General features: G+C 52.8%; 22 protein-coding genes. 14 read left to right on the top strand and 8 right to left on the bottom strand.

All coding sequences use genetic code 11. From position 1 onward, the window contains the following. Positions 1–285: 285 nt before the first annotated feature. The gene (gene hpxO, locus CPH17_RS15240) at positions 286–1,506 is read left to right on the top strand and encodes an FAD-dependent urate hydroxylase HpxO (protein ID WP_074395088.1); all 1,221 of its coding nucleotides are present in this window, start codon (positions 286–288) and stop codon (positions 1,504–1,506) included. Between the two features lie 137 nt (positions 1,507–1,643). Here the strand turns inward: hpxO and CPH17_RS15235 are convergent, their stop codons facing one another. The 3 genes from CPH17_RS15235 to CPH17_RS15225 form a co-directional block, all read right to left on the bottom strand. After that, entirely contained in the window at positions 1,644–2,576 is a 933-nt protein-coding gene (locus CPH17_RS15235; protein ID WP_074395087.1) for a nucleotidyl transferase AbiEii/AbiGii toxin family protein, read from the bottom strand. After that, positions 2,563–3,102, bottom strand: a complete 540-nt coding sequence (gene abiEi / locus CPH17_RS15230; protein WP_074395086.1) for a type IV toxin-antitoxin system AbiEi family antitoxin — start codon at positions 3,100–3,102, stop codon at positions 2,563–2,565. The genes CPH17_RS15235 and abiEi (CPH17_RS15230) overlap by 14 nt, the downstream gene beginning before the upstream one ends. 143 nt (positions 3,103–3,245) lie before the next feature. Further along, positions 3,246–4,187 (bottom strand): hypothetical protein, encoded by a 942-nt coding sequence (locus CPH17_RS15225; RefSeq protein ID WP_074395085.1) that lies wholly within the window; start codon positions 4,185–4,187, stop codon positions 3,246–3,248. A 132-nt stretch (positions 4,188–4,319) separates the two neighbouring features. Here CPH17_RS15225 and CPH17_RS15220 point away from each other — a divergent pair, with 132 nt between their 5' ends. Then, a complete protein-coding gene (locus CPH17_RS15220) occupies positions 4,320–4,772 on the top strand; it encodes an Lrp/AsnC family transcriptional regulator (protein WP_096300178.1) in 453 nt (150 codons plus the stop codon). Between the two features lie 23 nt (positions 4,773–4,795). On the opposite strand, the gene CPH17_RS15215 is transcribed toward CPH17_RS15220, so the two are convergent. After that, positions 4,796–5,254 (bottom strand): nucleotide triphosphate diphosphatase NUDT15, encoded by a 459-nt coding sequence (locus tag CPH17_RS15215; protein ID WP_074395083.1) that lies wholly within the window; start codon positions 5,252–5,254, stop codon positions 4,796–4,798. A 369-nt stretch (positions 5,255–5,623) separates the two neighbouring features. On the opposite strand from CPH17_RS15215, the gene CPH17_RS15205 reads away from it, so the two are divergent. From CPH17_RS15205 to CPH17_RS15170, 8 genes are all read left to right on the top strand, one after another. Continuing rightward, positions 5,624–6,079 carry a hypothetical protein gene (locus CPH17_RS15205; RefSeq protein WP_074395081.1) on the top strand — a complete coding sequence of 152 codons (456 nt, stop codon included), beginning with the start codon at positions 5,624–5,626 and terminating at the stop codon, positions 6,077–6,079. Then, positions 6,076–6,624, top strand: coding sequence for a hypothetical protein (locus CPH17_RS15200; protein ID WP_096300176.1), 549 nt, complete (start codon positions 6,076–6,078; stop codon positions 6,622–6,624). The genes CPH17_RS15205 and CPH17_RS15200 overlap by 4 nt, the downstream gene beginning before the upstream one ends. Further along, a complete protein-coding gene (locus CPH17_RS15195; protein WP_074395079.1) occupies positions 6,617–7,969 on the top strand; it encodes a pyridoxal phosphate-dependent decarboxylase family protein in 1,353 nt (450 codons plus the stop codon). Before CPH17_RS15200 ends, CPH17_RS15195 begins: the two co-directional genes overlap by 8 nt. Positions 7,970–7,980: 11 nt before the next feature. Continuing rightward, on the top strand, positions 7,981–8,763 hold the full coding sequence (locus CPH17_RS15190) for a cupin domain-containing protein (RefSeq protein WP_082934178.1): 783 nt from the start codon (positions 7,981–7,983) through the stop codon (positions 8,761–8,763). Positions 8,764–8,766: 3 nt separating this feature from the next. Next, on the top strand, positions 8,767–9,492 hold the full coding sequence (locus tag CPH17_RS15185) for a type 1 glutamine amidotransferase domain-containing protein (protein WP_074395078.1): 726 nt from the start codon (positions 8,767–8,769) through the stop codon (positions 9,490–9,492). Next, a complete protein-coding gene (locus tag CPH17_RS15180; protein WP_074395077.1) occupies positions 9,492–10,766 on the top strand; it encodes a metal-dependent hydrolase family protein in 1,275 nt (424 codons plus the stop codon). Before CPH17_RS15185 ends, CPH17_RS15180 begins: the two co-directional genes overlap by 1 nt. Continuing rightward, complete coding sequence (locus tag CPH17_RS15175) at positions 10,763–11,947, top strand: MFS transporter (RefSeq protein WP_074395076.1); 1,185 nt, start codon at positions 10,763–10,765, stop codon at positions 11,945–11,947. Before CPH17_RS15180 ends, CPH17_RS15175 begins: the two co-directional genes overlap by 4 nt. A 123-nt stretch (positions 11,948–12,070) precedes the next feature. Further along, a complete protein-coding gene (locus CPH17_RS15170) occupies positions 12,071–13,015 on the top strand; it encodes a helix-turn-helix domain-containing protein (RefSeq protein ID WP_074395075.1) in 945 nt (314 codons plus the stop codon). A 32-nt stretch (positions 13,016–13,047) separates the two neighbouring features. Here CPH17_RS15170 and abiEi (CPH17_RS15165) read toward each other — a convergent pair whose 3' ends face one another. The 4 genes from abiEi (CPH17_RS15165) to CPH17_RS15150 form a co-directional block, all read right to left on the bottom strand. Then, positions 13,048–13,587 (bottom strand): type IV toxin-antitoxin system AbiEi family antitoxin, encoded by a 540-nt coding sequence (gene abiEi / locus CPH17_RS15165; RefSeq protein WP_074395074.1) that lies wholly within the window; start codon positions 13,585–13,587, stop codon positions 13,048–13,050. A 68-nt stretch (positions 13,588–13,655) separates the two neighbouring features. Then, positions 13,656–14,276, bottom strand: coding sequence for a TetR/AcrR family transcriptional regulator (locus CPH17_RS15160; protein WP_074395073.1), 621 nt, complete (start codon positions 14,274–14,276; stop codon positions 13,656–13,658). A gap of 95 nt (positions 14,277–14,371) precedes the next feature. Further along, positions 14,372–15,868 (bottom strand): CoA-acylating methylmalonate-semialdehyde dehydrogenase, encoded by a 1,497-nt coding sequence (locus tag CPH17_RS15155; RefSeq protein ID WP_074395072.1) that lies wholly within the window; start codon positions 15,866–15,868, stop codon positions 14,372–14,374. Between the two features lie 20 nt (positions 15,869–15,888). Then, a complete protein-coding gene (locus CPH17_RS15150) occupies positions 15,889–17,262 on the bottom strand; it encodes an aspartate aminotransferase family protein (protein WP_096300968.1) in 1,374 nt (457 codons plus the stop codon). A 254-nt stretch (positions 17,263–17,516) separates the two neighbouring features. Here CPH17_RS15150 and CPH17_RS15145 point away from each other — a divergent pair, with 254 nt between their 5' ends. The 4 genes from CPH17_RS15145 to CPH17_RS15130 are packed head-to-tail and all read left to right on the top strand — an operon-like array spanning position 17,517 to position 21,457. Then, entirely contained in the window at positions 17,517–17,759 is a 243-nt protein-coding gene (locus tag CPH17_RS15145; RefSeq protein ID WP_096300174.1) for a hypothetical protein, read from the top strand. A 13-nt stretch (positions 17,760–17,772) separates the two neighbouring features. Further along, positions 17,773–19,296, top strand: a complete 1,524-nt coding sequence (locus CPH17_RS15140) for a sodium:solute symporter family protein (RefSeq protein ID WP_074395069.1) — start codon at positions 17,773–17,775, stop codon at positions 19,294–19,296. A gap of 28 nt (positions 19,297–19,324) precedes the next feature. Beyond that, positions 19,325–20,152 carry a FadR/GntR family transcriptional regulator gene (locus tag CPH17_RS15135; RefSeq protein ID WP_096300172.1) on the top strand — a complete coding sequence of 276 codons (828 nt, stop codon included), beginning with the start codon at positions 19,325–19,327 and terminating at the stop codon, positions 20,150–20,152. A gap of 30 nt (positions 20,153–20,182) precedes the next feature. Then, the gene (locus CPH17_RS15130; protein ID WP_096300170.1) at positions 20,183–21,457 is read left to right on the top strand and encodes a Zn-dependent hydrolase; all 1,275 of its coding nucleotides are present in this window, start codon (positions 20,183–20,185) and stop codon (positions 21,455–21,457) included. Position 21,458: the final 1 nt, after the last annotated feature.

The following is a 21,458-nucleotide window of genomic DNA, read 5'->3' as shown; positions in this document are numbered from 1 at the left end:
AGAGGCCTTCATGCCATCGCACTGGCCTCTACAAGCTGAAAATAGGATCATTTGAGCGGCTTTCAAGGGCCTCCTAGGCAATTTTTTAGCGTTTTTTTTCGCCCTGGTTTGCAGCATCGCCATTGTCCAGCAAGTACTCTCCAACACGCCTACTTAGCTTGGCATTGCTGATGCTTGTACATTACGACTCAATTTTGTATATAGTTAGTCACAGCGGTTGGCTGAGGTCGTAAACTGCGCCTGCTCGTCAACATCGCGCTATTTTACCGTTTTAAGGAGTTTGTCATGCCCCGCCCACACCCAACCCCTCTCAACATTCTCGTTATCGGCGCGGGCATTGGGGGACTGAGCACGGCCCTCGCTTTCCAGCAGCAAGGGCACCACGTCAGGGTTGTCGAGCGCGTGGCGACCATCCGCCCAGTGGGCGCGGCGATTTCACTATGGCCTAACGGCGTCAAAGTCATGCATCAGCTGGGGCTTGGCGAAACCATCGAAGGCCTGAGCGGTGAGATGACCCAGATGCGTTATCTCACCCACACCGGGCAAACCTTGACCGACTTCAGTCTTGCACCGCTGTTTGGCGATGTGGGCCAGCGGGCCTGCCCGATTGCCCGCGCCGCGCTTCAACAAACACTGCTGGAGGCCGTCGGGTCCGAGCACATCCAGTTTGGCCGCCGTTGCGATGATTACACGTTAACGCAGGACGGCGTGTCGGCACATTTTGACGACGGCGAAAGCCTACATGCCGACTTGCTGGTAGTGGCCGAAGGCACACACTCAAAACTACGCGGCAAAGTAGTGGGTCACCCCGTTGAGCGCCAATACGTTGGCTACGTGAACTGGAATGTTCGCGTGCCCGCTGATGAAGCCTTGGCACCGCTGAGCCATTGGGACCAGTATGTCGGCGACGCTAAGCGGGTTTCGTTTATGCCCATGGGTAGCGGTGGTAATGAGGAAGGTGCTCAGGAGTTTTATTGCTTCTTTGATGTGCCCCTCCCCGCTGGCACTACCAACGACGCCAATCACTATCGCGATGAGTTACGTGGGCATTTCGCAGGCTGGGCCGAGCCCGTACAGACGTTGATTGAACGCTTTGACCCGGCGCGCATGGCACGCGTGGAAATCTACGATATCCCACCGCTCGATTCGCTAACCGCGCCCCGCGTCGCACTGCTTGGCGACGCCGCCCATGGCATGGCGCCAGACCTCGGCCAGGGCGGCTGCCAAGCCATGGAAGATGCCTGGGTGCTTGCCCAAGCGGTACAGCGGTCACTTGAAGAAAACGCGGACACGTCGGCGGCCATTGCCAGCGCCTTAACGCAGTATGATAGGGCGCGCGTCGACCGGGTGGGGGAAATTGTCCAACGCGCCCGCAAGCGCGCAGCGATGATCCATGGGCACGACGCCACTCACACCCAAGCCTGGTACGACGAGCTCAAGAACGAAGACGGCCAAGCCATCATTGATGGCTTGAAGACCACGGTTACCGGCGGACCGCTGAGATAACCCCAACTGACTTGAAGAGGGGATCTGCCCAGCTCAAGCCGTTAGCCCGATCCCTCTCAAGATCACGGAAGTCACCGACTGCACCGCTTTTTTTTCGAACTGTAGTTCGTCAAGCGTTGGGGGTGTCGATGGGCACGTTAAAGCGTAAATTCTGGAGGCGGTGTATTTGGTTCAGGCCCGTCTAGCGTTGCGACAACCGAACTAAGCATTGTTGTCAGTTCTCGCGACAGAAAGTTGCCGAATAACGGATTATCCAGCGTTCGTTCCAGCGTGTCAGTGGGGAGAAATCGCGTCATTTCTGAATAGAAAGCAGTGCCTGAAATAATACTGGGCAGTTGCTCGATCATGCCGCGCGCCTTGATTGCGTAATTCTCAACGCTGTAATCATTGAGTTTGCGCTGGAGTAAATCAAGTTTAAGTGTCGCGCCTTGCTGCTTTAACCATTGCAGATCCCAGATATCCCGGTGACGCACATACTTTTTGGTGTTCACTAACGAGACGAGCTTGTCTGCCATGATCTCATCGTTACTTTCAGTGACGACCAATAGATCACTGTACCCATCAGGCAGAAAAGGATAGTGAATCTTGATGGCATGCGCCTCGCGGGTATAAGCAGGAATGTTCGCGATCTCCAGCTTGATTCGCTGCTTCGGAATGTCTGGTCGCATGGGTGCGGTTACGACGGCAACCTGCCACTTATCGACTCTTACATCAGCGTATCGAGGATCGTCTCTGAGTTCTTTTGGTGCTTTCACTGTGACCTCAAGACGATAGCGGCTACTCATGTAATCTTCAATACATTCTTTGATCCGCGTAAAGTTTTCACGCTTAAAGTGTCGGTCTCCCGCGAAATCCAGGTCTTCACTAAATCTTGGTGCCCCCCGGCAAAGTCGCAAACACGTTCCCCCTTGGAACGTTAGTGCATCAAGCAGTCCTTCTCTATCAAGGGCATATAGAATATCGAAGTGGAGCAGTTCCTTTTCAATCACCGGGCGCATGGCTTTACGCGCTGGATCCTCCATGGCTTGCGCCACCAGCTTTTCATAATCACCCGGCTCAATCCGGCTCATTTAGCACCTCGATATCGACTAGATGGGTATTTCTCCCTACACGTTTTAGATCAGCCCAGGCAGCTTCAGGTGTCGCGATTTTGAGGGGGCGGCCGATATCCTTCATTCGCTCCATCAATTCAGTGATTGGGCGGCTTGTGTGGGTAAACTCAATGGTGCCATAAGGTGTGTGATAGGTTCCCTTTCGGCCGGTCGTCATCACGGTCAGTCGATCAACCGGAATCTGTGAGATAGCACCGTATTCTGATAAGGCAGACTCTAAAGATACATAGCTGTATTCACCACGCCGCATGGCACGAGCGATACGCTCCAGCCGGTAAGCATCTGGGGTTCGAGACAGGGTATAGCGGTAGATACCTCGCGCAACACCTTCAAGCACCCCATGACGACGGAGTCGGTTTACGCCTTCTTGCAGCGTTTTCGGACTATCCTCGTGGAACAGCTTGGCGATATCTCGCAGCGTAAAGATAGTGCGCCCCCGACGATCCCAAGCATCCAAGCGTTGGCGAGCGAGCATTTGATCCATAAGTAGACACCTGGACTATATACTCATAGTCTAGGTGTATACTTACAGATTTTCAAATCTTCTTCCCTAGCTTAAGCCGTTAGCCCGATCCCTCTCATAATTACCGAGGCGACCAGCTCAAAGCACCTCTAGGGCGTACTTGCTTATTTATTAGTTACCGTGGCTTTGGGCCAGCGAGCGATAATCGCGACAACCACAACGGCAAACAGCAACCTTGCCCACAAAATGCCCGCTATATCGGCCCCGAGCATTAAGATCAGCAGCGTATCTTCTATAACGCTGTGGCAGAGGCCGAGAAAGCAAAGCGCTAATGTGCTTTCTCGCTTGCTAAGCACCCCATTTTGCACGTCACGAATCAACAGCCCCGCGCCATAGCTTAGCCCCAGCGTGAACCCAATCACCGTTACATTAGCGGCCGAACGGCCGATGCCTAATAGCTTGAGTAGCGGTAGCAACCCAAGATGAATCCAGCGCTCCAGGCCAATCTTTTTCAGAAGTTTCAGGAGCACAATCAGCGCTAAAATAATGACAAAAACAAGTGTTAGCGTTTCAAGCTGAGCCACTGCCCAACCACTTAGCGTTGGCGCTGTCGAAAAACTTGGCTGCCATACCAATGCTGCAGGCGCTTGTAACAAATCAAAATACGAATAGAAGCAGTGTAAAAGCCAAGCAAACAACAAAGCCCCACCGACACGCAGCACTAGCGTAGCCCACCAGGGTACACCCGCACGCTTGGCAACCGCCCCCTCAACAGGGATCGAGTGTCCTACCAGCATTAACGCACCTAGCACGGTTACTTGCTCGCAACTCAAGGGCGTATCACCAGCAACTTGGAAAAATACCGCGATGGCGGTGTACAAATTAGTGAAGAGCGCCGCCGCCCAAACAATACCCATTTGCTCGGGCAATCCCAGCACGCTCATTAAAGGGGCCAATACGGCGCCCAACCAACCGACCACACCTAGCAGTTCTAATCCTTTGACGATAAGCAACGCCGGGATCAGGATTTTGAGTAGCGTCATGTATACGCGCAGCGCATCTTTGAGAACGCTAGATAAGCTACCTAATAGGTGATAAATGCTCATACACCTCTGGCTCTCCATTGCCATCGTCTGAATAATCGTTATTGTAAAAGAGGCAATGCAGAATCTTCTTTTCAATACCGCACTAACGATCACTATTCGTTCTTTATAAGCGCAGGGAGAGCATTTTATTTCATGGATGCCATTGATCGACGAATCCTTGACCAGCTACAGCGTGACGCCAGCCTGACCAATCAAGCGTTAGCGGATGAGATAGGGCTCTCTCCCTCTGCCTGTTTAAAGCGGGTTAAGCGGTTGCGCGACGCGGGAATCATCGAGCGGGAGGTGGCGCTGCTCAACCCCAACACCTTGGGGCAGTGCCTACATATGGTGGTGGAGGTGACAATGGAGCGGGATAACAAGTCGCTCTACCAGCGCTTTTTGACATCCGCTCTGAGCGCACCGGAGGTTAAGCAATGTTACCAAGTGACCGGTGAGTGTGACTTTGTATTGATTGTGACGGTGGCTGATTTAGATGAGTACGACCGTTTCCTTGACCGAGTGCTCTATAGCGATGACAACCTACGCAAGTTCCGCACGTTACTGTCGCGTAAGCGGCATAAGTTTGAGACGTCGGTGCCGATATAAAATCTCGCTCTACATCGCGTGATTTACGCTACTGGAACGATGGGATACGTCAGCCAGCCGGTTGGCGGCTCATGACCCCGCCAGTGGGCAAGTACCGCCTGGCTGGCCGGGAATAACGGCGTGGGAAGCGCGCCGGCTCTGAACCAGCGCCATTGAGTAAATACTTCCGGCTCAAGCACCAATGCGTCAGCCTCCTGTTCCACGTTGGCGAGCACTGCCCCTGTTATGATAGAGGCTGCACTATTCAAGTTCTGGGTAACCGCCAGCAATTTTGGACGCTGCAGCTCGGAAATACCCGTTTCTTCAGCAACTTCGCGAACAGCCGCCGCTTCAAATGATTCTCCCGCATCAACATGGCCGCCGGGTAAACACCAGCATGGCGATTCACCGGGCTTATCGCGGTAGCCAAGCAGCACAGCGCCGTCAGGCCGGGCAAGAATAGCGCCAACACCGATAACAGGCTGTCCGGTATAACTCTCCATTTTTCTTTTATCTCTTGATGAAATTAGGGGTTATAGATCTTCTTCGTACTGAGATTAGCATTGACGCGGGCATTTCGTCTTTAGGCAAACGACCATTTGCCAAATGATGGTGTTGTTCATCTGGATCCATTCAAGCAATTACCCGCCAGGAATAAGCATACTCTGGCGAGACTTAATCCGGTTAGCTGACCTCATCGGTGGAATCCAAGCTGCGAATCCATGTAAATCTTTGATGGGCGCTCCGACCATTGATAAGTGAAACAACCGCCAAATACGCAACAAACTGAAAAACTAAAGCAACTTTAGCCAACTCAGCCATTTTAAACTGAACTAGGATTTTAATAAACGTCGCACAAGGAGGATACATATATGCAGAATGTAGACTATATAGAGACATTTCTTCCTGAAGATATCAAAACATTTTGCTACCTCAGGCAGTCAAAACTCACCTCAAAAATAGCTATCGAATCACTGAGCGGATTTAACAAAATCAGCAGCCAGGCACAGATAGCCGCATTAAATAACATGATCGATAAAATCAGTTTTTTTGAGGTAAAAGAAGTATATGCACCTGCTGCCAATTATGCTCTTTTCGATAATTACTTCCGCATACGCCGCATACAAAGTCGCAATATTGAGGCGGCTATAAAGTCTCATCTCCTGGCTTTTCGTAGCGCCATCATTGATGCTCAGCAGAATGGTTCGCAGCTTCCTCATGATGAGTGGCAACAGATAATGAGAATGCTTCCCCTGATTGTTGGAAAAATACTCGACCAAGACAACACTGACATAACTGGCAATCAAGAGGAGGCTCTTGCCCAATGAACACACATCTAAAGCGCTGGACAACAGGCCATCATCTTTTTATTTCTCTAATTCAAGGGACTCTTATTAGTCTATCCCGCTTTGAAAACAACTTAAAAGCTGGAAACACCTCCAGGGCCAAAGGAGAGCTGTTGGATGCAGCAGCGCTTTTGGAGGTTTCGTCGTTTTCTATGAAATTTGCAGCGGATTTCAGCCGTGATAATTATATAAATGTGATTAGGCCCTCTATGCCAAATCGCTTCAGTGGATTGGACTCATCTGACCACAATGCGCTTGTAAGACAGATGAAAGCATTGCGGCCCTATTTTCTAGATCTTCCAGACGATCTTTCAGACGCGAAGGAGGCCTTCGATAATGCTCTAGCCAAAGCTTATGAAGCGCATGCATATGTCTGTGACCAGTTTGTACAAGAACAGACTAGCCTCCGAACAAAGGCATCGGCATCACCAGCCCGCGAAGTACTCAAAAATTTCAAAAGGAAGCGACTTTCAACTATTGATGCGGACTTATCGAAACTTTCAACTGAAGGAGTTCCCAATGAATAGCTTCTCTCGGGAAACAAAACTTCTTCATGAAAGCCTCAAGGTTTTAGAAGAAGGTTATAGTCACTTACCCAAGACAGAGGAGTCAAACGATCCTGTAAATATGTCAAGAATTTTGCGAGATGTCGCCGAGAGACTCCACGATAACTACCCCTACTTTCATCCTTACTATTTAGGCCAGATGCTTAAGCCTCCACATCACGTTGCCCGTTTGGCCTACCAGCTCGCTCTGCACATCAATCCCAATAATCATGCACTTGACGGAGGCATTGCCAGTTCTGCCATGGAAAAGGAGGCAGTGAAAGGTATAGCTGAAATGTTCGAGATTACCCACTACCTTGGTCATCTAACCAGTGGTGGAACAATGGCCAATCTTGAGGCTCTGTGGATTGCAAACCTGGAACATCCCGGAAAAGCTATTGCCGCGTCAGATCAGGCCCACTATACCCACCAGCGGATCAGTGGTGTATTGGGATTGGAGTTTAGGGAGATACCCAGCGACTCGATAGGGCGCATGGACATTCAAGCCTTGGATAAAATGCTTGGCGACGGAACAATAGGTACTGTCGTAGTAACGCTTGGAACAACAGGATTCGGCGCCATTGATCCATTATTTGAGGTGCTTCAGCTTCGGAAACACTATGACTTTCGGATACATGTCGATGCCGCATATGGCGGTTACTTCATGCTCGATGAATCTCTTGATGAGTCGATCAGGCGACATTTTAGCAGCATTCAGTTTACCGACTCTGTTGTCATCGATCCACATAAACATGGCCTGCAACCATACGGCTGTGGGTGCGTTCTATTTTCAGACCCTCTCGTAGGCAGACACTACCAGCACGAATCGCCATATACCTATTTCAGCTCAGATGAACTACATCTGGGAGAAATAAGCCTCGAGTGCTCTCGGGCAGGGGCCTCGGCAGTTGCCCTTTACGCGACAATGCAGGCGTTTCCATTAAAACCCGGAGGGGAATTGGGTCAACGCCTAGCCAGAAGTAGGCAGGCTGCACAGCGGCTTGTATCTCTTGTACACGCCGATTGTCGATTTCTCACTGCCTGGGTACCGGATCTGGATATTGCAGTTTGGATGCCCAAAGGGGCTAAAGCTAGTGAGGTGTCACAGTTATCCCAAGCCCTGTTACAGAGCTGTGCTACTCAGGAAATTCACCTAGCTCTGTTTCAGGTTCCAAAAGCTATGGTATCCATCCGAGCTCCAAAGCTGGAGTGGGATATAGACCATGTCACCTGCCTTCGTGCATGCCTCATGAAGCCTGAACACCTCAACTATCTCGACGAGATATGGCAGCGCATTAGCGCAGCCATGGATTGTGTTAGTAAATAAAGGAGACTCTTATGTCATTTATCGCTTTGGCGACTTCTGCTCGCGCTTTGGTCGACGACTTCAATGCTCGCGACTGGTCAGGAGTCATCGCACGCTGCGGTTACCAAGTTTGTTTTAAAGATATGGCTACTTCTAATGCCACCAGCGATATCCAAAAAAGCGTGGACAGTTTACAGCAATGGGTCAGCTCATTCCCTGATCTGAGAGCAACCCTCATTTCACATCATTTCGCTGAGAAAGTAGACATCGGTGAACTTCTGTTTGAAGGCCACCAGCAAGGCGGCTTTATAGTTGAGGATGGAAAGATACCTGCCACTGGCCGCAAGGTCTCCTGGGCTGCTTGCATTGTTATTGAGAAGCGACAAGAGAAGATCAGCGACATTCGCCTCTATTATGACCTGGGAACAATATTGGACCAACTTGCAACCCCCATCCCATCCCTTCCCACCCATTCGAGAAAAAGATTTGGAGAAGACAGTGACACGATCGATTCAAGACTTAAAGAAATTCAATCACGCTGGGCTGCAGATGGCTTCAATTTTGTTGAGTGGCGTGACCCTCCTGGGAAGAATTGGCCTCCTATCATTCACCCCGTCGATGAAGTCGTTTATCTGATCCAGGGAACATTGGTCTTTGTTGTTGATGGAGAATATATACGTGTCGAACCCGGGCAAGAGATATTTGTACCCGCAGGAGCTACACACACCGTCCATAACAATAGCGATTCGATGAACCACTGGTGTTATGGGTATCGCCTCAATAGTAATGACACGGCCAGCTTGAGGAAGAGATAGCTTATGCGAGTTTTAATAATCCTCAGCGAAGCTACACATATTCAGGGTAGTGATGGACTCAATCGTGAGACAGGTTATTGGTTAGAGGAATTTGCATTACCTTATCAATACCTGACGCAAAGAGGTATCGATATAACTGTGGCCACGCCCACCGGTAAGCTCCCCGTACCTGATCCAGCCAGTTTGGATGTCGATGGCGCTGGTGAATGCAAGAACTGGGAACAACCAGATCAGTTCCAGTATGGCTTACAACTTCACCGCCTTTTCAAGGACGAACGGATGTTTGCTTCTCTTGCTGATCTTTCAAGTACTGATCTAAACGCCTACAAAGGGGTTTTTGTGCCTGGTGGTTATGCCCCGATGGTCGACTTAGCTAGTAATAAATCTGTAGGCAGGGTGTTATGGCATTTTCATTGCCGGGGGCTTCCAACAGCTTTATTTTGCCATGGCCCAATAGCCCTACTTAGCACGGGGAGGACTCAAAAAGGCTTTGCGTATGAAGGATATGCAGTTACTGCATTCAGCCAACAGGAGGAAGCTGACACGGAGCTAGGGCGAGTTATTGTGCAAGATGCCCCAACTGCTTTGACCCAAGCTGGCTGCCTTTACCGCAACGGGGGGAGCTGGAGTTCCTTTACCGTCAAGGATCGTGAGCTGGTCACGGGCCAAAACACTCAGTCTACGCATGCGGTGATGCAGACTTTCTATACCTTACTTAAGGAAGCTTAATGATGAGTAAATTATTCATATATGGTGGAGAGCTTTATAACGGACTCGGAGACCCCGCGACCAATAACACCGGGATACTCGTTGAGCAAGGTATCATCATGCGCATGGATATCCACCCCACTGAGCTTGAGTCGATGCTAGAAAACCCTTCAATCCATACCATTGATGCTACTGATCGATGGATTATGCCAGGACTTATCGACGGACATTGCCATCTCACTTTCGGGCATCCTAGCTGGGGCCAGGCTCTACCCGATGGCAGCACTTCGAGAGTAGAACTGTGTACGTTACGGGCAATAGAAAATGCCAAGGCAGTGCTGGCCTCCGGCGTAACCGGCATCTCAGTTCCTGGAGGTGCTTGGTTCGCTGACGTCGCGGTTCGTGATGCAATCAATCTTGGAGTAACTCAAGGGCCACGTATTTTTGCTGGGGGGCGATTTATTTCGACATATGACACCATCGCCGATCCAGACCCTTCCTCTATCGGCACTCCAGAACATGGCATCGGAATTCTCGCAAACACCAAAGAAGAGATGGTCGCGGAAGTAAGACGCCAAGCCAAAAATGGCGTGGATCTCATCAAAGTTGGAGATAGCCCCTGGGGTAATGAACAGATGATTTCACTGGTGGAGCTGCAAGCCATCACGGACGAAGCTCACCGTCGCAACAAACGGGTAACGATTCACGCTCGTGGCGCTGGTTCAACTCGTATTGCTGCAGAAGCTGGAGTCGATTGGATCATGCATGCAGACTATGCACGTGCAGAAGAACTGGTAACTGTCGCCGAGCGGGGAACACCAATAATGCCTACCCTTGCCGCTCTGGAAGTGATCTGCCGCCATGGGGCAGAGTACGGTATCCCCCAACCCATCATTGATCAGGTTCGACTAAACCGAGACTGCGCCATCGCCATGCTCGAGTTGAGTAGAGAGTATGGAATAACCCTGCTTTGCGGGACGGACACCGGAAACAGCCAAATCATGCAATACGGAAAGTACCATGCGCTGGAAATGGACTTGCTGATGGAATATGCCGGCCTATCGCCTCAGGAGGCCATCAAGGCAGCCACAAGCGACAACGCCTTGACCTTAGGCTTGGAAGGGAAGCTAGGCGCGCTTGCCCCAGGCTATATGGCTGATCTTATCGTAGTGAACAAGGATCCTGCAAAAGGATTTGCTTCTATTCATAATCCTCAGAACCTTGAGCATGTCGTGAAGGCTGGTGAGCTTACTCAACTGATACCATTCCGACATGGGCACCAGGGGGCCTCATGACGGTCTCTCAGAATCTGGAGGATAACGTTACGTTCCGTACGATCGTCCTTATGCTTGGTGTGGCAGTCATTGGCTCTAACGCGTTCCTCATGAGTCCCATTCTGAATGATATAGCCCACTCACTGAGGGCCAGCGTTGCTCAGGTAGCCTGGGCTGTGTCTGCTTACGGCGGCTCAACGGCAATGGCTGGGCTGTTTCTGACAGGGTTAGCTCAACGCCTCGAGTATCGCCTGACGCTTCAATTGTCAGGCTGCACTCTAGCGGCAGGCATTCTTGCCTCAGGGCTAGCAACCGACTGGGCGATACTGATTTTAGCCCAGTCGTTGGCTGGCGTGGGAGCGGGCATAATGCTGCCAACACTGTACTCGATGACGGCGATTATTGCCCCTAAAGGGCATGAATCAGCCACACTGGGGAAGGTCATCACTGGGTGGTCTTTAGCTATGGTGGCCGGTGTTCCATTGAGCGCATTTGTTTCAGACTTACTATCATGGCGCTACGCCTATTATTTAGTCTTCCTCCTGACCTTCCTTGCCACTCTGGGCTTTTCTCGTCTTCCTCCAGGGAGGGCAAGCGTCGCGGGTGGATCCACAACACTGGTTCAGGCCTTGGCCATCCCAGAAGCAAAATCAACATTGATGATCAGCTTCCTATATATGGTGAGCTTCTATGGCACGTACACATTTCTTGGAAGCCAAGTTCAGCAAGGATTGGATCTAGCAGCGGCTCATGCAGGCTTTGCGGTATTGGCCTACGGTCTTGGGTTTGGCTTGGCTGGTATGTGTGGGAGCCTTCTCGATATTTGGACACCTCAGAAATTAATCAGAACCGTCCTCCTGGCCATTGCTGGCATCTACCTGGGGTTTCTACTCCTAGCTCAGCAATATTGGAGCTTGGTACTAGGGTGTATGCTTTGGGGCATCGTCAACCAGATAGGACTCAACTGCCTAGTTTCTATTCTCACGCAGCTCGATGAACGGCAACGGGTGCGGCTTATGGGAATATATAGTGCCGTGGCCTACGGAGGAACCATGGTGGCAGGAATTACTTTCGGTTGGTTGTACCAATTGGGGCAATTCCCCATACTGCTTCTGACCGCAGCAGCCCTATGCCTGACCGCTTTTCTAATCAGTGTTTGGCAGTGCGGTGGCTTTGTGAGGCTTGGCCAACCGCCCTGGTGAACCAGCCAACATATTTGTGACGCGCTTCCCTCGGCAATCAGATTCGATGCGTTATAATCTGGCACGCATCCTAATCAAAGATGCTAGGCTTTAGGTTGATGTCCTGATCCAAGGATGATGACTATGCGGAACGTCAGCTCCAGTCCGGTTCGCGGAGATGATTACGAGAAATATATTCCAGGCGAAATGGCACTTAGCTCATCCAATTCACAATTGGGGAGTTATTATGTCGGCTGGCACACTCAGCCCCGCGATCCCGAGGAAAGCTTACGCCCTGCCACAGAAGAACATCAATTCGTTTTGTATAGCGCTAACGAGGAAATTGGTGAGTATCAGTACAATAATGGCGGTTGGCGTACTTATCGAAAGCGAAAACATGACTGGTTTATCGCGCCTGCACTAGAAAACCAGATTTACTGGAAACCGCACTCTGGAGAAGCGAGTCAAACACCCTGTATTTGCCGAATACACTTGTCACCTGAACTTCTTCACTTAAAGGCAATTGAATGCTTTGGCCAGGCGAACCCTGTTATCCGAGTCGGCCATCGCATGAACATTCAGGATCCCGTAATGACCGGTTTGGCGTGCGGGCTCAAGGATGCATTGGCTTCTCCTTCAGCTATTTCATCACTTTATGTAGAGCAAACGCTTAACTTGTTTGCACTACATGTTTTGAAACGATATAGCAGCGTTGAAAAAAAGGAAATCTCCAAAAAACCTAGGTTATCTCGGGCACGACGTAGAGAGGTGATTGATTTTATTCAGGCCAATTTAGCTAATGATATTTCGCTTGACGAACTAGCCAAAGTGGCTTGCCTTAGCAAATATTACTTTATTCATGCTTTTAAAACCACTTTTGGTATGACACCTCTTCAATATGTCATCGCTCAGCGCATTCACAAAGCATCACAGCTACTGATAACTACGGAACTGCCTATTGGATTGATCTCCGAGCGTTGCGGGTTTAATAGCGCTTCATCTTTCTCAAAGACATTCTCTCAAGTTGTCAAGGCCACTCCAAGAGATTATAGAGCCAAATGTTCAGTATATAAGCCGGATTTCTCATAGCTTTCACCACTAGCTTTTCATAATCCCCAGGCTCAATTCGGTTCATTCAACACCTCAACATCGACCATATGGGTATTTCGCCCTACGCGTTTAAGGTCAGCCCAAGCGGCTTCAGGCGTCGCGATTTTGAGGGGCCGACCAATATCTTTCATGCGCCCCATCAGCTCGGTGACTGGGCGGCGTGTATGGGTGAACTCGATGGTGCCATAAGGTGTGCGATAAGTGCCCTTTCGGCCGGTGGTCATAACAGTCAGTCGATCCACCGGAATCTGTGAGATAGCGCCATATTCAGATAAAGCCGACTCTAAGGAGACGTAACTATATTCGCCGCGCCGCATGGCCCGGGCGATACGCTCCAGTCGATAAGCGTCTGGAGTTCGAGACAGGGTATAGCGATAGATACCCCGCGCAACACTTTCCAGCACTCCATGACGACGGAGGCGGTTCACCCCTTCCTGTAGCGTTTTCGAGTTATCTTCATGGAACAGCTTGGCGAGATCTCGCAACGTGAAAATAGTGCGCCCCTGGCGATCCCATGCATCCAAGCGTTGGCGGGCGACCATATGATTCATAAGTGAACACCTAGACTATATATACATAGCATAGATGTACACTTAAATGCCTTCAAGCCACTTTTCGTTCACGCCGTCAGGCCAATCCCCCGAAGGATGACCGAGGTGACTGACTGCACGGCTTTTTCAAACTGCAGGTCGTCAAGCGGTTGGTCGTCGTTGAGCAGGTAGATCTGGTAGTCGAAGTCGGCGTAGTGCTGGGTCGACGCCCAGATCATGTAGAGCAGATAGGAAGGCTCGACGGGATTGATCTGGCCCGTGTCGATCCATTCACGAATCTTGGCCTCCTTGAGCTTGGCCCATTCGTAAAGGTTGTCGCGCAGGCACTCTTTAAGGATCGGTGCACCCTGCATCACCTCGGCGGCCCAGACCTTGGAACCGTGGGCGCGGTTACGCGAGTGGTTCATCTTGGCGCGAATGTAGCTGGAGAGCACCACGCGGGGATCGTCATAGAGCTCAAAGCACAGCGCGTCCTGCTTCCATACCTCCAAAAGCTCCAGCAGCACTTCCTGATAGAGGGCTTTTTTGGTCGCAAAGTAATAGTGCACATTGGATTTGGGAATGTCGGCCAGCTGGGCGATATCGCCCATGGAGGCGCCGGCATAGCCCTTTTCAGCAAACAGCTGTTCCGCCGCCTGAAGAATCTTTTTCACGTTGGTTTGCCGAATTTCGTCCTGAGTTCTTGCCACGCTGTCCTCGTCCCTTTTACGCCTGAAGTACGCACCAAAAAAAGCACCACCGCCGGGCGATGGTGCTGAGAAGATGTCCTAGTTACCCCAGGACGTCAACTCTGATTGGCCGGGAACGAGAACTCGGCCTGGGTCGCTTCACTGACCGACGGCCAGCGCTGGGACACCGCCTTGCGGCGGGTATAGAAGCGCACCGAGTCAGGCCCGTAGGCATGAAGGTCGCCAAACAGCGAGCGCTTCCAGCCGCCAAAGCTGTGATACGCCACAGGCACTGGCAGCGGTACGTTGACCCCGACCATGCCCACTTCAATACCGTCGGTAAAGCGGCGGGCGGCTTCGCCATCGCGGGTGAACAGGCAGGTGCCGTTGCCGTACTCGTGGTCGTTGATCAGCTGCATGGCGTCGTCCAGGCTGCCCACCCGAACAACGCAGAGTACCGGCCCGAAAATCTCTTCCTGGTAGATACGCATCTCGGCGGTGACGTTATCGAACAGGCAGCCGCCGACAAAGTAACCCTCTTCATGGCCCGGCACTGTCAGCTTACGCCCATCGGCGACCAGCGTGGCTCCGGCACTCACGCCGTCCTCGATAAAGCTCAGCACTTTATCGCGGTGCTCGGCGGTGACCAGCGGCCCCATATCCAGGCCTTTCTCGGTGCCCGGGCCCACTTTGAGGTGGGCGATTTTGGGCAGCATGGTTTCCACCAGTCGATTGGCGGTCTCATCGCCCACGCATACGGCGACCGAGATCGCCATACAGCGCTCGCCGCAGCTGCCATATGCCGCGCCCATCAGGGTGTTGGCGGCGTTTTCCAGATCGGCATCCGGCAGCACCACGGCGTGGTTTTTAGCGCCGCCCAAGGCCTGCACACGCTTACCGGCGGCGGAGCCACGGGTATAGATCGCCTCGGCGACCGGGGTGGAGCCGACAAACGAAATGGCTTTGACGGCCTTGGCATCGAGCAGCGTTTCCACCGCTTCGCGCCCGCCGTGCACCACGTTCATCACACCGTTGGGGAGCCCGGCTTCCTGGAGCAGTTCCGCCACCGCCATGGCCGCGGAGGGGTCTTTTTCCGACGGCTTGAGGATAAAGGTGTTACCGCAGGCAATCGCCATCGGGTACATCCACAGCGGCACCATGGCGGGGAAGTTGAACGGGGTAATGCCCGCCACCACGCCCAGAGGCTGGAAGTTGGACCAGGCATCGATGCCCGGCCCGACGTTGTGGGAATACTCACCCTTCAGCAGCTCCGGCACGCCGCAGGCGTACTCGACGTTCTCTATACCCCGTTTGAGCTCGCCCATGGCGTCTTCAGGGGTTTTGCCGTGCTCTTCGCTGACCAGCTGCACCAGGCGGTCGGCGTTATCTTCGAGCAGCTGCTTGAAGCGGTACATGACCTGGGCGCGCTTGTTGGGTGGCGTATCGCGCCAGGCGGGAAACGCCGCCTGGGCGGCGGCAATCGCGCGTTCCACGTCGGCAGCATTAGCATCCGCCACCTGGCGGATCACCTTGCCCGTTGAGGGGTTAGTCACGTCCAGCGTGCGCTGACTTTCGATCAACTCACCGTTAATCAGGTGGGAAACAACACTCATGTTTTACTCTCCGAAATAACCTATGCCAGCGAATCCAGGGTGGTCGCCACCGCGTCGAACAGGCGCTCGAGTTCGGCCTCGGTAGTGCCAAACGGAGGGCCGAACTGCAGCGTGTCGCCGCCGTAGCGCACGTAGAAGCCCGCCTCCCAAAGCGCCATGTGCGCGTCGCGGGGACGAATCGTGGGATCGCCATCGCGGGGGGCCAACTGAATCGCCCCGGCCAGACCGTAGTTGCGAATATCGACAATATGGTTGCGCCCTTTCAGGGCGTGCAGCTTCTGCTCAAAGGTAGGCGCGATGGCCTTCACCTGGGCGGGGAAGTTGTCACGCTCCATCATGTCAAGCGCAGCGAGCCCCGCCGCACAGGCCACCGGGTGGGCGCTGTAAGTATAGCCGTGGGGGAATTCAACCGCGTGCTGGGGGCCGCCCGCGTGCATAAAGGTATCGAAAATCTCGCTGGAGGCGATCACCGCGCCCATGGGGATGGCGCCGTTGGTGATCTGCTTGGCAACGTTCATGATATCCGGCGTCACGCCAAAGGCCTCGGCACCTGTGGTGGCACCACTGCGCCCGAAGGCAGTGATCACCTCGTCGAAGATCAGCAGGATATCGTGGGCGGTACATATCTCACGCAGCCGATCCAGGTAGCCTTTGGGCGGCACGATCACCCCCGCCGAGCCGGACATGGGTTCGACGATGACCGCGGCGATGGTGGAGGCGTCGTGGAGCGCGATCTGATCAAGCAGCGCATCGGCGAGTTCGACGCCGCTGTCCGCCTGGCCTTTGGTGAAGGCATGGCTCGCCTGGAGTGTGTGCGGCAGGTGCGTCACGTCCATCAACGGGCCGTAATGCTTACGATTGGGGCCGATGCCGCCGAGGCTGGTGCCGCCGATGTTCACCCCGTGATAACCCTTGGCGCGGCCGATCATGCGGGTCTTCTCGGGCTTGCCCTTCAACCGCCAGTAGGCCTTGGCCATTTTGACCGAGGTATCCGCCGCTTCCGAGCCGGAGTTGGTAAAGAAGACATGATCCAGACCGGCCGGCGTGAGACTTGCGACCTTTTCCGCCAGCTTGAAGGCCAGCGGGTGGCCAATCTGGAAGCCGGGAGCAAAGTCGAGGCTGCCCAGCTGCGCAGACACGGCTTTCTGGATTTCTTCGCGGTTGTGGCCCGCACCGCAGGTCCACAGGCCAGACAGCGAATCGAACAGCTTACGGCCCTGATCATCGATGTAATAGCGGCCTTCCGCCCCGGTAATCACGCGGGGGTTGGCGCGGAAATCGCGATTCGAGCTGAATGGCATCCAGTAATGCTGATTAAGCGCGGCATTAGGCGAGTGATCTTCAACAGCATCCGCAGAAGTCTGCGGGGATGTTTTGCTTTTTAGTCCAAACATGGTGTCCAGCTCCATCGCTATAAGGCATCACCTCAGCATGGCTGACTAAACACGTTTGTAAAATTATGCTTTTCTTTTGTTCACGTTAGAAAATCCATACGCAAAAAAGCTGTTTCAGCATCCTGGTCGCTTGACGCTGATCACCAAATTGCCTAATTGTTATATTTATACGAATAAATACTAATAATACAGATCACGCCCCACAGTGCATTGCACTGCTCACAAATTTCTTACAACTGAAGGGCTTACTCACTATGAAGTATTTAACTCCGCAAAAACTAGCGCTCTACGGTGGCATAATTTTCAGCTTTTTAATGCTGGAAAGCCCGGTCATTATGCTGGCTAACCGAATAGAACCCATGGTACTGGGCATTCCGTTTCTTATTGTCTGGAACCTATTTTGGTGGTTTGTGTTAACAGCACTTTTTTTGGTGGCGTACTTTACCAACTGGGGCAGCCCAGCACCCAATGCCAAGCACGCCATTAAACAGCCATAGAGGGGGATAACGTATGACCGGCAGCTTATTAATTATCGCGGCTTTTATGATTATCCCCTTGATAGTAGGGGTTTTATCAGCGCGTCAATCGCAGGAAACCAGTGAAGATTTTTTCGTACAAGGCCGCGCCATGGGCAGCATCGCTGTGTTCTTCACCGTGGCGGCAACCTGGTGGAGTGCTTTTGCTTTCTTGGGCTCTAATGCCACATTTTATACCAACGGCCCGGTATTTCTTACCGCGCTGGCCTGGAACCTGCTATTTGGCTTTATGTATTACTGGATTGGCAAGCGGGTGTGGTTTTTAGGCAAGCGGTTCAACTACTTAACACCTTCAGATTTAATCGGTGATTTTTATAATAGCGAGGCCCTGCGTATTACCGTGGCCGCTATTACTCTTATTTTTACTATTCCTTATTTACAGATTCAGCTAACCGGTGGTGCCTACTTAATTGAAGTGGCCTCCGGAGGGTTGATTCCGTTCTGGCTGGCAGCGCTGCTGTTCTACTTCATTATCATTATCTACGTATGGATTGGCGGCATTCGCGCTATCGCCTGGACCGACGTGATTTATGGCGCCCTGTTGTTCTTTGGCATGATGTACGCTGGTTACTACATTTCTTCCCAAGTGGGTGGCCCGGCGGCGCTTTTTAGCCAGTTACAACAATCCTCTCCAGAACACCTCACTATGCCAGGGCCTAACGGCACGATGGGCTACCCCATGTGGTTCTCGCTATTTGTCGTAACCGCCATTGGTGCTTTTATGGGGCCACAGATTTGGCTACGCATGTATTCGGTTAAAAGCGGTAAGCTATTTAACTTAATGCCATTTCTACTGGGCTTGGCGGCCTTTGCCTATGTGGGATCGGTGCTATCTGGTTACTCTGGGGTCTTGCTTGAGCCCGATGTAGACAACCCTGACCAAATCCTGCCCATTATGCTGATGGAGTATGCGCCTTACCTGCTCGCTTCACTGATTATGGCCGCCGGGGCTTCAGCCGCCATGTCGACCGCTAATTCACAGATCCACGCGGTTTCCACCGTAGTGACGATGGATATCTACAAGCGCTATGTGAATCGTGAAGCAAGCCAAGCACGTATTGTTTTTATTGGCCGCTTATCACTGGTGGGCTTTTCCCTCGCCGCTTACATCATGGCGCTCACCGTACCCGGAGTACTAGTGACGATTGGCATTGCCGCTTTGGCGGGCACCGCCCAGCTGGTGATTCCCACCATCGGCGCTATCGCCTGGAAAAAAGCCCACCCTACTGCTGCGCTTGCTGGCTTGTGGGGCGGCGTTGCCTGTGTGCTACTGATGACCTTTGGGCCGCTAAGCGCTCCTTGGGGTTTCCATGCAGGCATCTGGGGCTTATTGCTAAATACCCTGCTGTTTGTTGGCCTAAGTCATGCGCTGCATCGTCGCGATACAGCCGTAGTGGAGCGCTTTACCCAGGCACGCTACGACTATGATGCTGAGTACCACCCCGAGCGGTTACCTGCCTACACGCAGGAAACGGCCTCTATCGACAGCTACAAATGATCGCTAACGACAACCAAGGAGTGTGTTGATGGCTCAAGCCCCTGTTCCAACCTCCAGGCGCCGACCCAAGCTCGCCGAGCTGATCAGCGATGATATCAAGCGCTGGATTGCCGCCGAGTCGCTTGGGGAAGGTGATCGCCTGCCTAACGAAAAAGCCCTGATGGAGCTTTATGGCAGCGCCAAAGCCACGGTGCGCGAAGCACTGAAGATTCTGGAGGTTGAGGGGCTTATTACCTTAAAAACCGGGCCTAAAGGAGGCGCGGTAATCAATCAGCCGGGCATGGAGCCCGCCAGCCGCATGCTGCGTAACTTCCTGCATTTTCAGCAGTTGGATGGCAAGCAGGTTTACCAGTTGCGCAAACTATTGGAAGTCGAGCTGGCAGCATCGGTGGTAGGCAGACTGACAGAGGACGATTACCAGCAGCTTGAAGCCAATATGACAGCCTGCAGTTGCTGCGGCGGTGAGGAGGACCACCGGCACCAGCGTTTTTTGGAGCTGGAGTTCCACCAATTACTGGCCCGCGCCTGCCCTAACCCTTTGCTAGCGTTTATATGCCAATTTTTAAACGACATGCTGCGCGACTTGGTGGTGATCAAAAAGGCCTACGTGCCCGAGCGTAAACAGTTCGACCACGCCAACCAGAATTACCACCGACAACTGGTGGAGGCTTACCGGGCCGAAGATACCCTGCGTGTACGCCAGATCATGACCGAGCATATGGCGGACGCAGAAAGCCATATGAGTGCGCTGGAAGCGGAAATGGCGGCACAAATGCTGATAAATAGTGACTTTCTGTACCCCCACAATCATCGCTCCAAGCTACACGACTTATTGACAGATAACGTTGCACCCTAGCGCTGCGTTTGACCCTGCGAGGACACCAAGATGAACACCTACGTGAACCCAACTACCAATATCACTGATCTACACACCGACAGCGACCGCCTTTGGCAGTCGCTAATGGAGATGGCAACGTTAGGCGCCACCGCTAAAGGTGGGGTTAACCGCCAAGCGCTTACCGATTTAGAGCGCCAGGGGCGTGATCTATTTATTCAATGGTGTCGGGCAGAGGGCTGCACGATTCGCATCGATAATATCGGCAATATCTTTGCCCGCCGGGAAGGCAGCGACCCCACCGCCAAAGCGGTGATGGCGGGCAGCCATTTGGATAGCCAGCCCACCGGCGGCAAGTATGACGGCTGCTTCGGCGTACTCTCTGGTCTGGAAGTGATCCGCACCCTTAACCAGCACAACATCACCACGAAAGCACCCGTTGAAGTAGTGGCCTGGACCAATGAAGAGGGCTGCCGCTTCGCTCCTTGCATGATGGGCTCTGGTGTCTTTACCGAGGCGCTTGAGTTTGATGCCATGATGGCGCGCACTGACGCCGACGGCATCACGGTCAGCGATGCCTTGGACGCCATTCACTACCGCGGCAACGATAGCGTCTCTCCGGGTGAGATCCACGCCTACTTTGAGCCCCACATTGAGCAGGGGCCAATCCTGGAAGACGCCGACACCACGATTGGCGTGGTGATCGGCGGACTGGGGCAAAAATGGTTTGATTTAACCCTAACCGGGCTTGAAGCTCACGCAGGCCCTACGCCGATGAACCTGCGCCGCGACGCCATGATGGGTGCTGCGGAAGTTACCCAAGCGCTCAACCGCATTGCCCAAGAGCACCAGCCCCATGGCCGTGGCACGGTCGGCTGCATGACGCTGCACCCTGGTTCGCGCAACGTGATTCCCGGCCAGGTCAAAATGACATTGGATATGCGCCACTGGGAACCAGAAGCGCTTGAAACCATGGGCCAAGCAGTCACTGCAGCCGTCGAGGAGATTTGCCAGCGCCATGGGCTTGAATACCTTCTGGAACCCACCGCCAACTTTGCTCCCGAACTCTTCGATAAGGAATGCGTAGATGCGGTTCGCCAGGCAGCGGAAAAGCTCACCCTCTCCCACATGGATATCATTAGCGGCGCGGGCCACGATGCAATGTTTGTCGGCCGCGTGGCCCCCGCCGCAATGATCTTTATTCCATGCAAGGATGGTATCAGCCACAACGAAATTGAGAGCGCCACCGCGGAGCACGTTCACGCAGGCTGTAACGTTCTACTACACGCCATGCTAAATGCGGCGGGCGTTAAGGAAAGCGTATAAC

Origin of the sequence: Halomonas sp. hl-4, from assembly GCF_900215475.1 — a bacterium.
Taxonomy (GTDB): domain Bacteria; phylum Pseudomonadota; class Gammaproteobacteria; order Pseudomonadales; family Halomonadaceae; genus Vreelandella.
The sequence above is the reverse complement of the archived record's forward strand: the minus strand, read 5'-3'. Positions and strand labels throughout refer to the sequence as shown.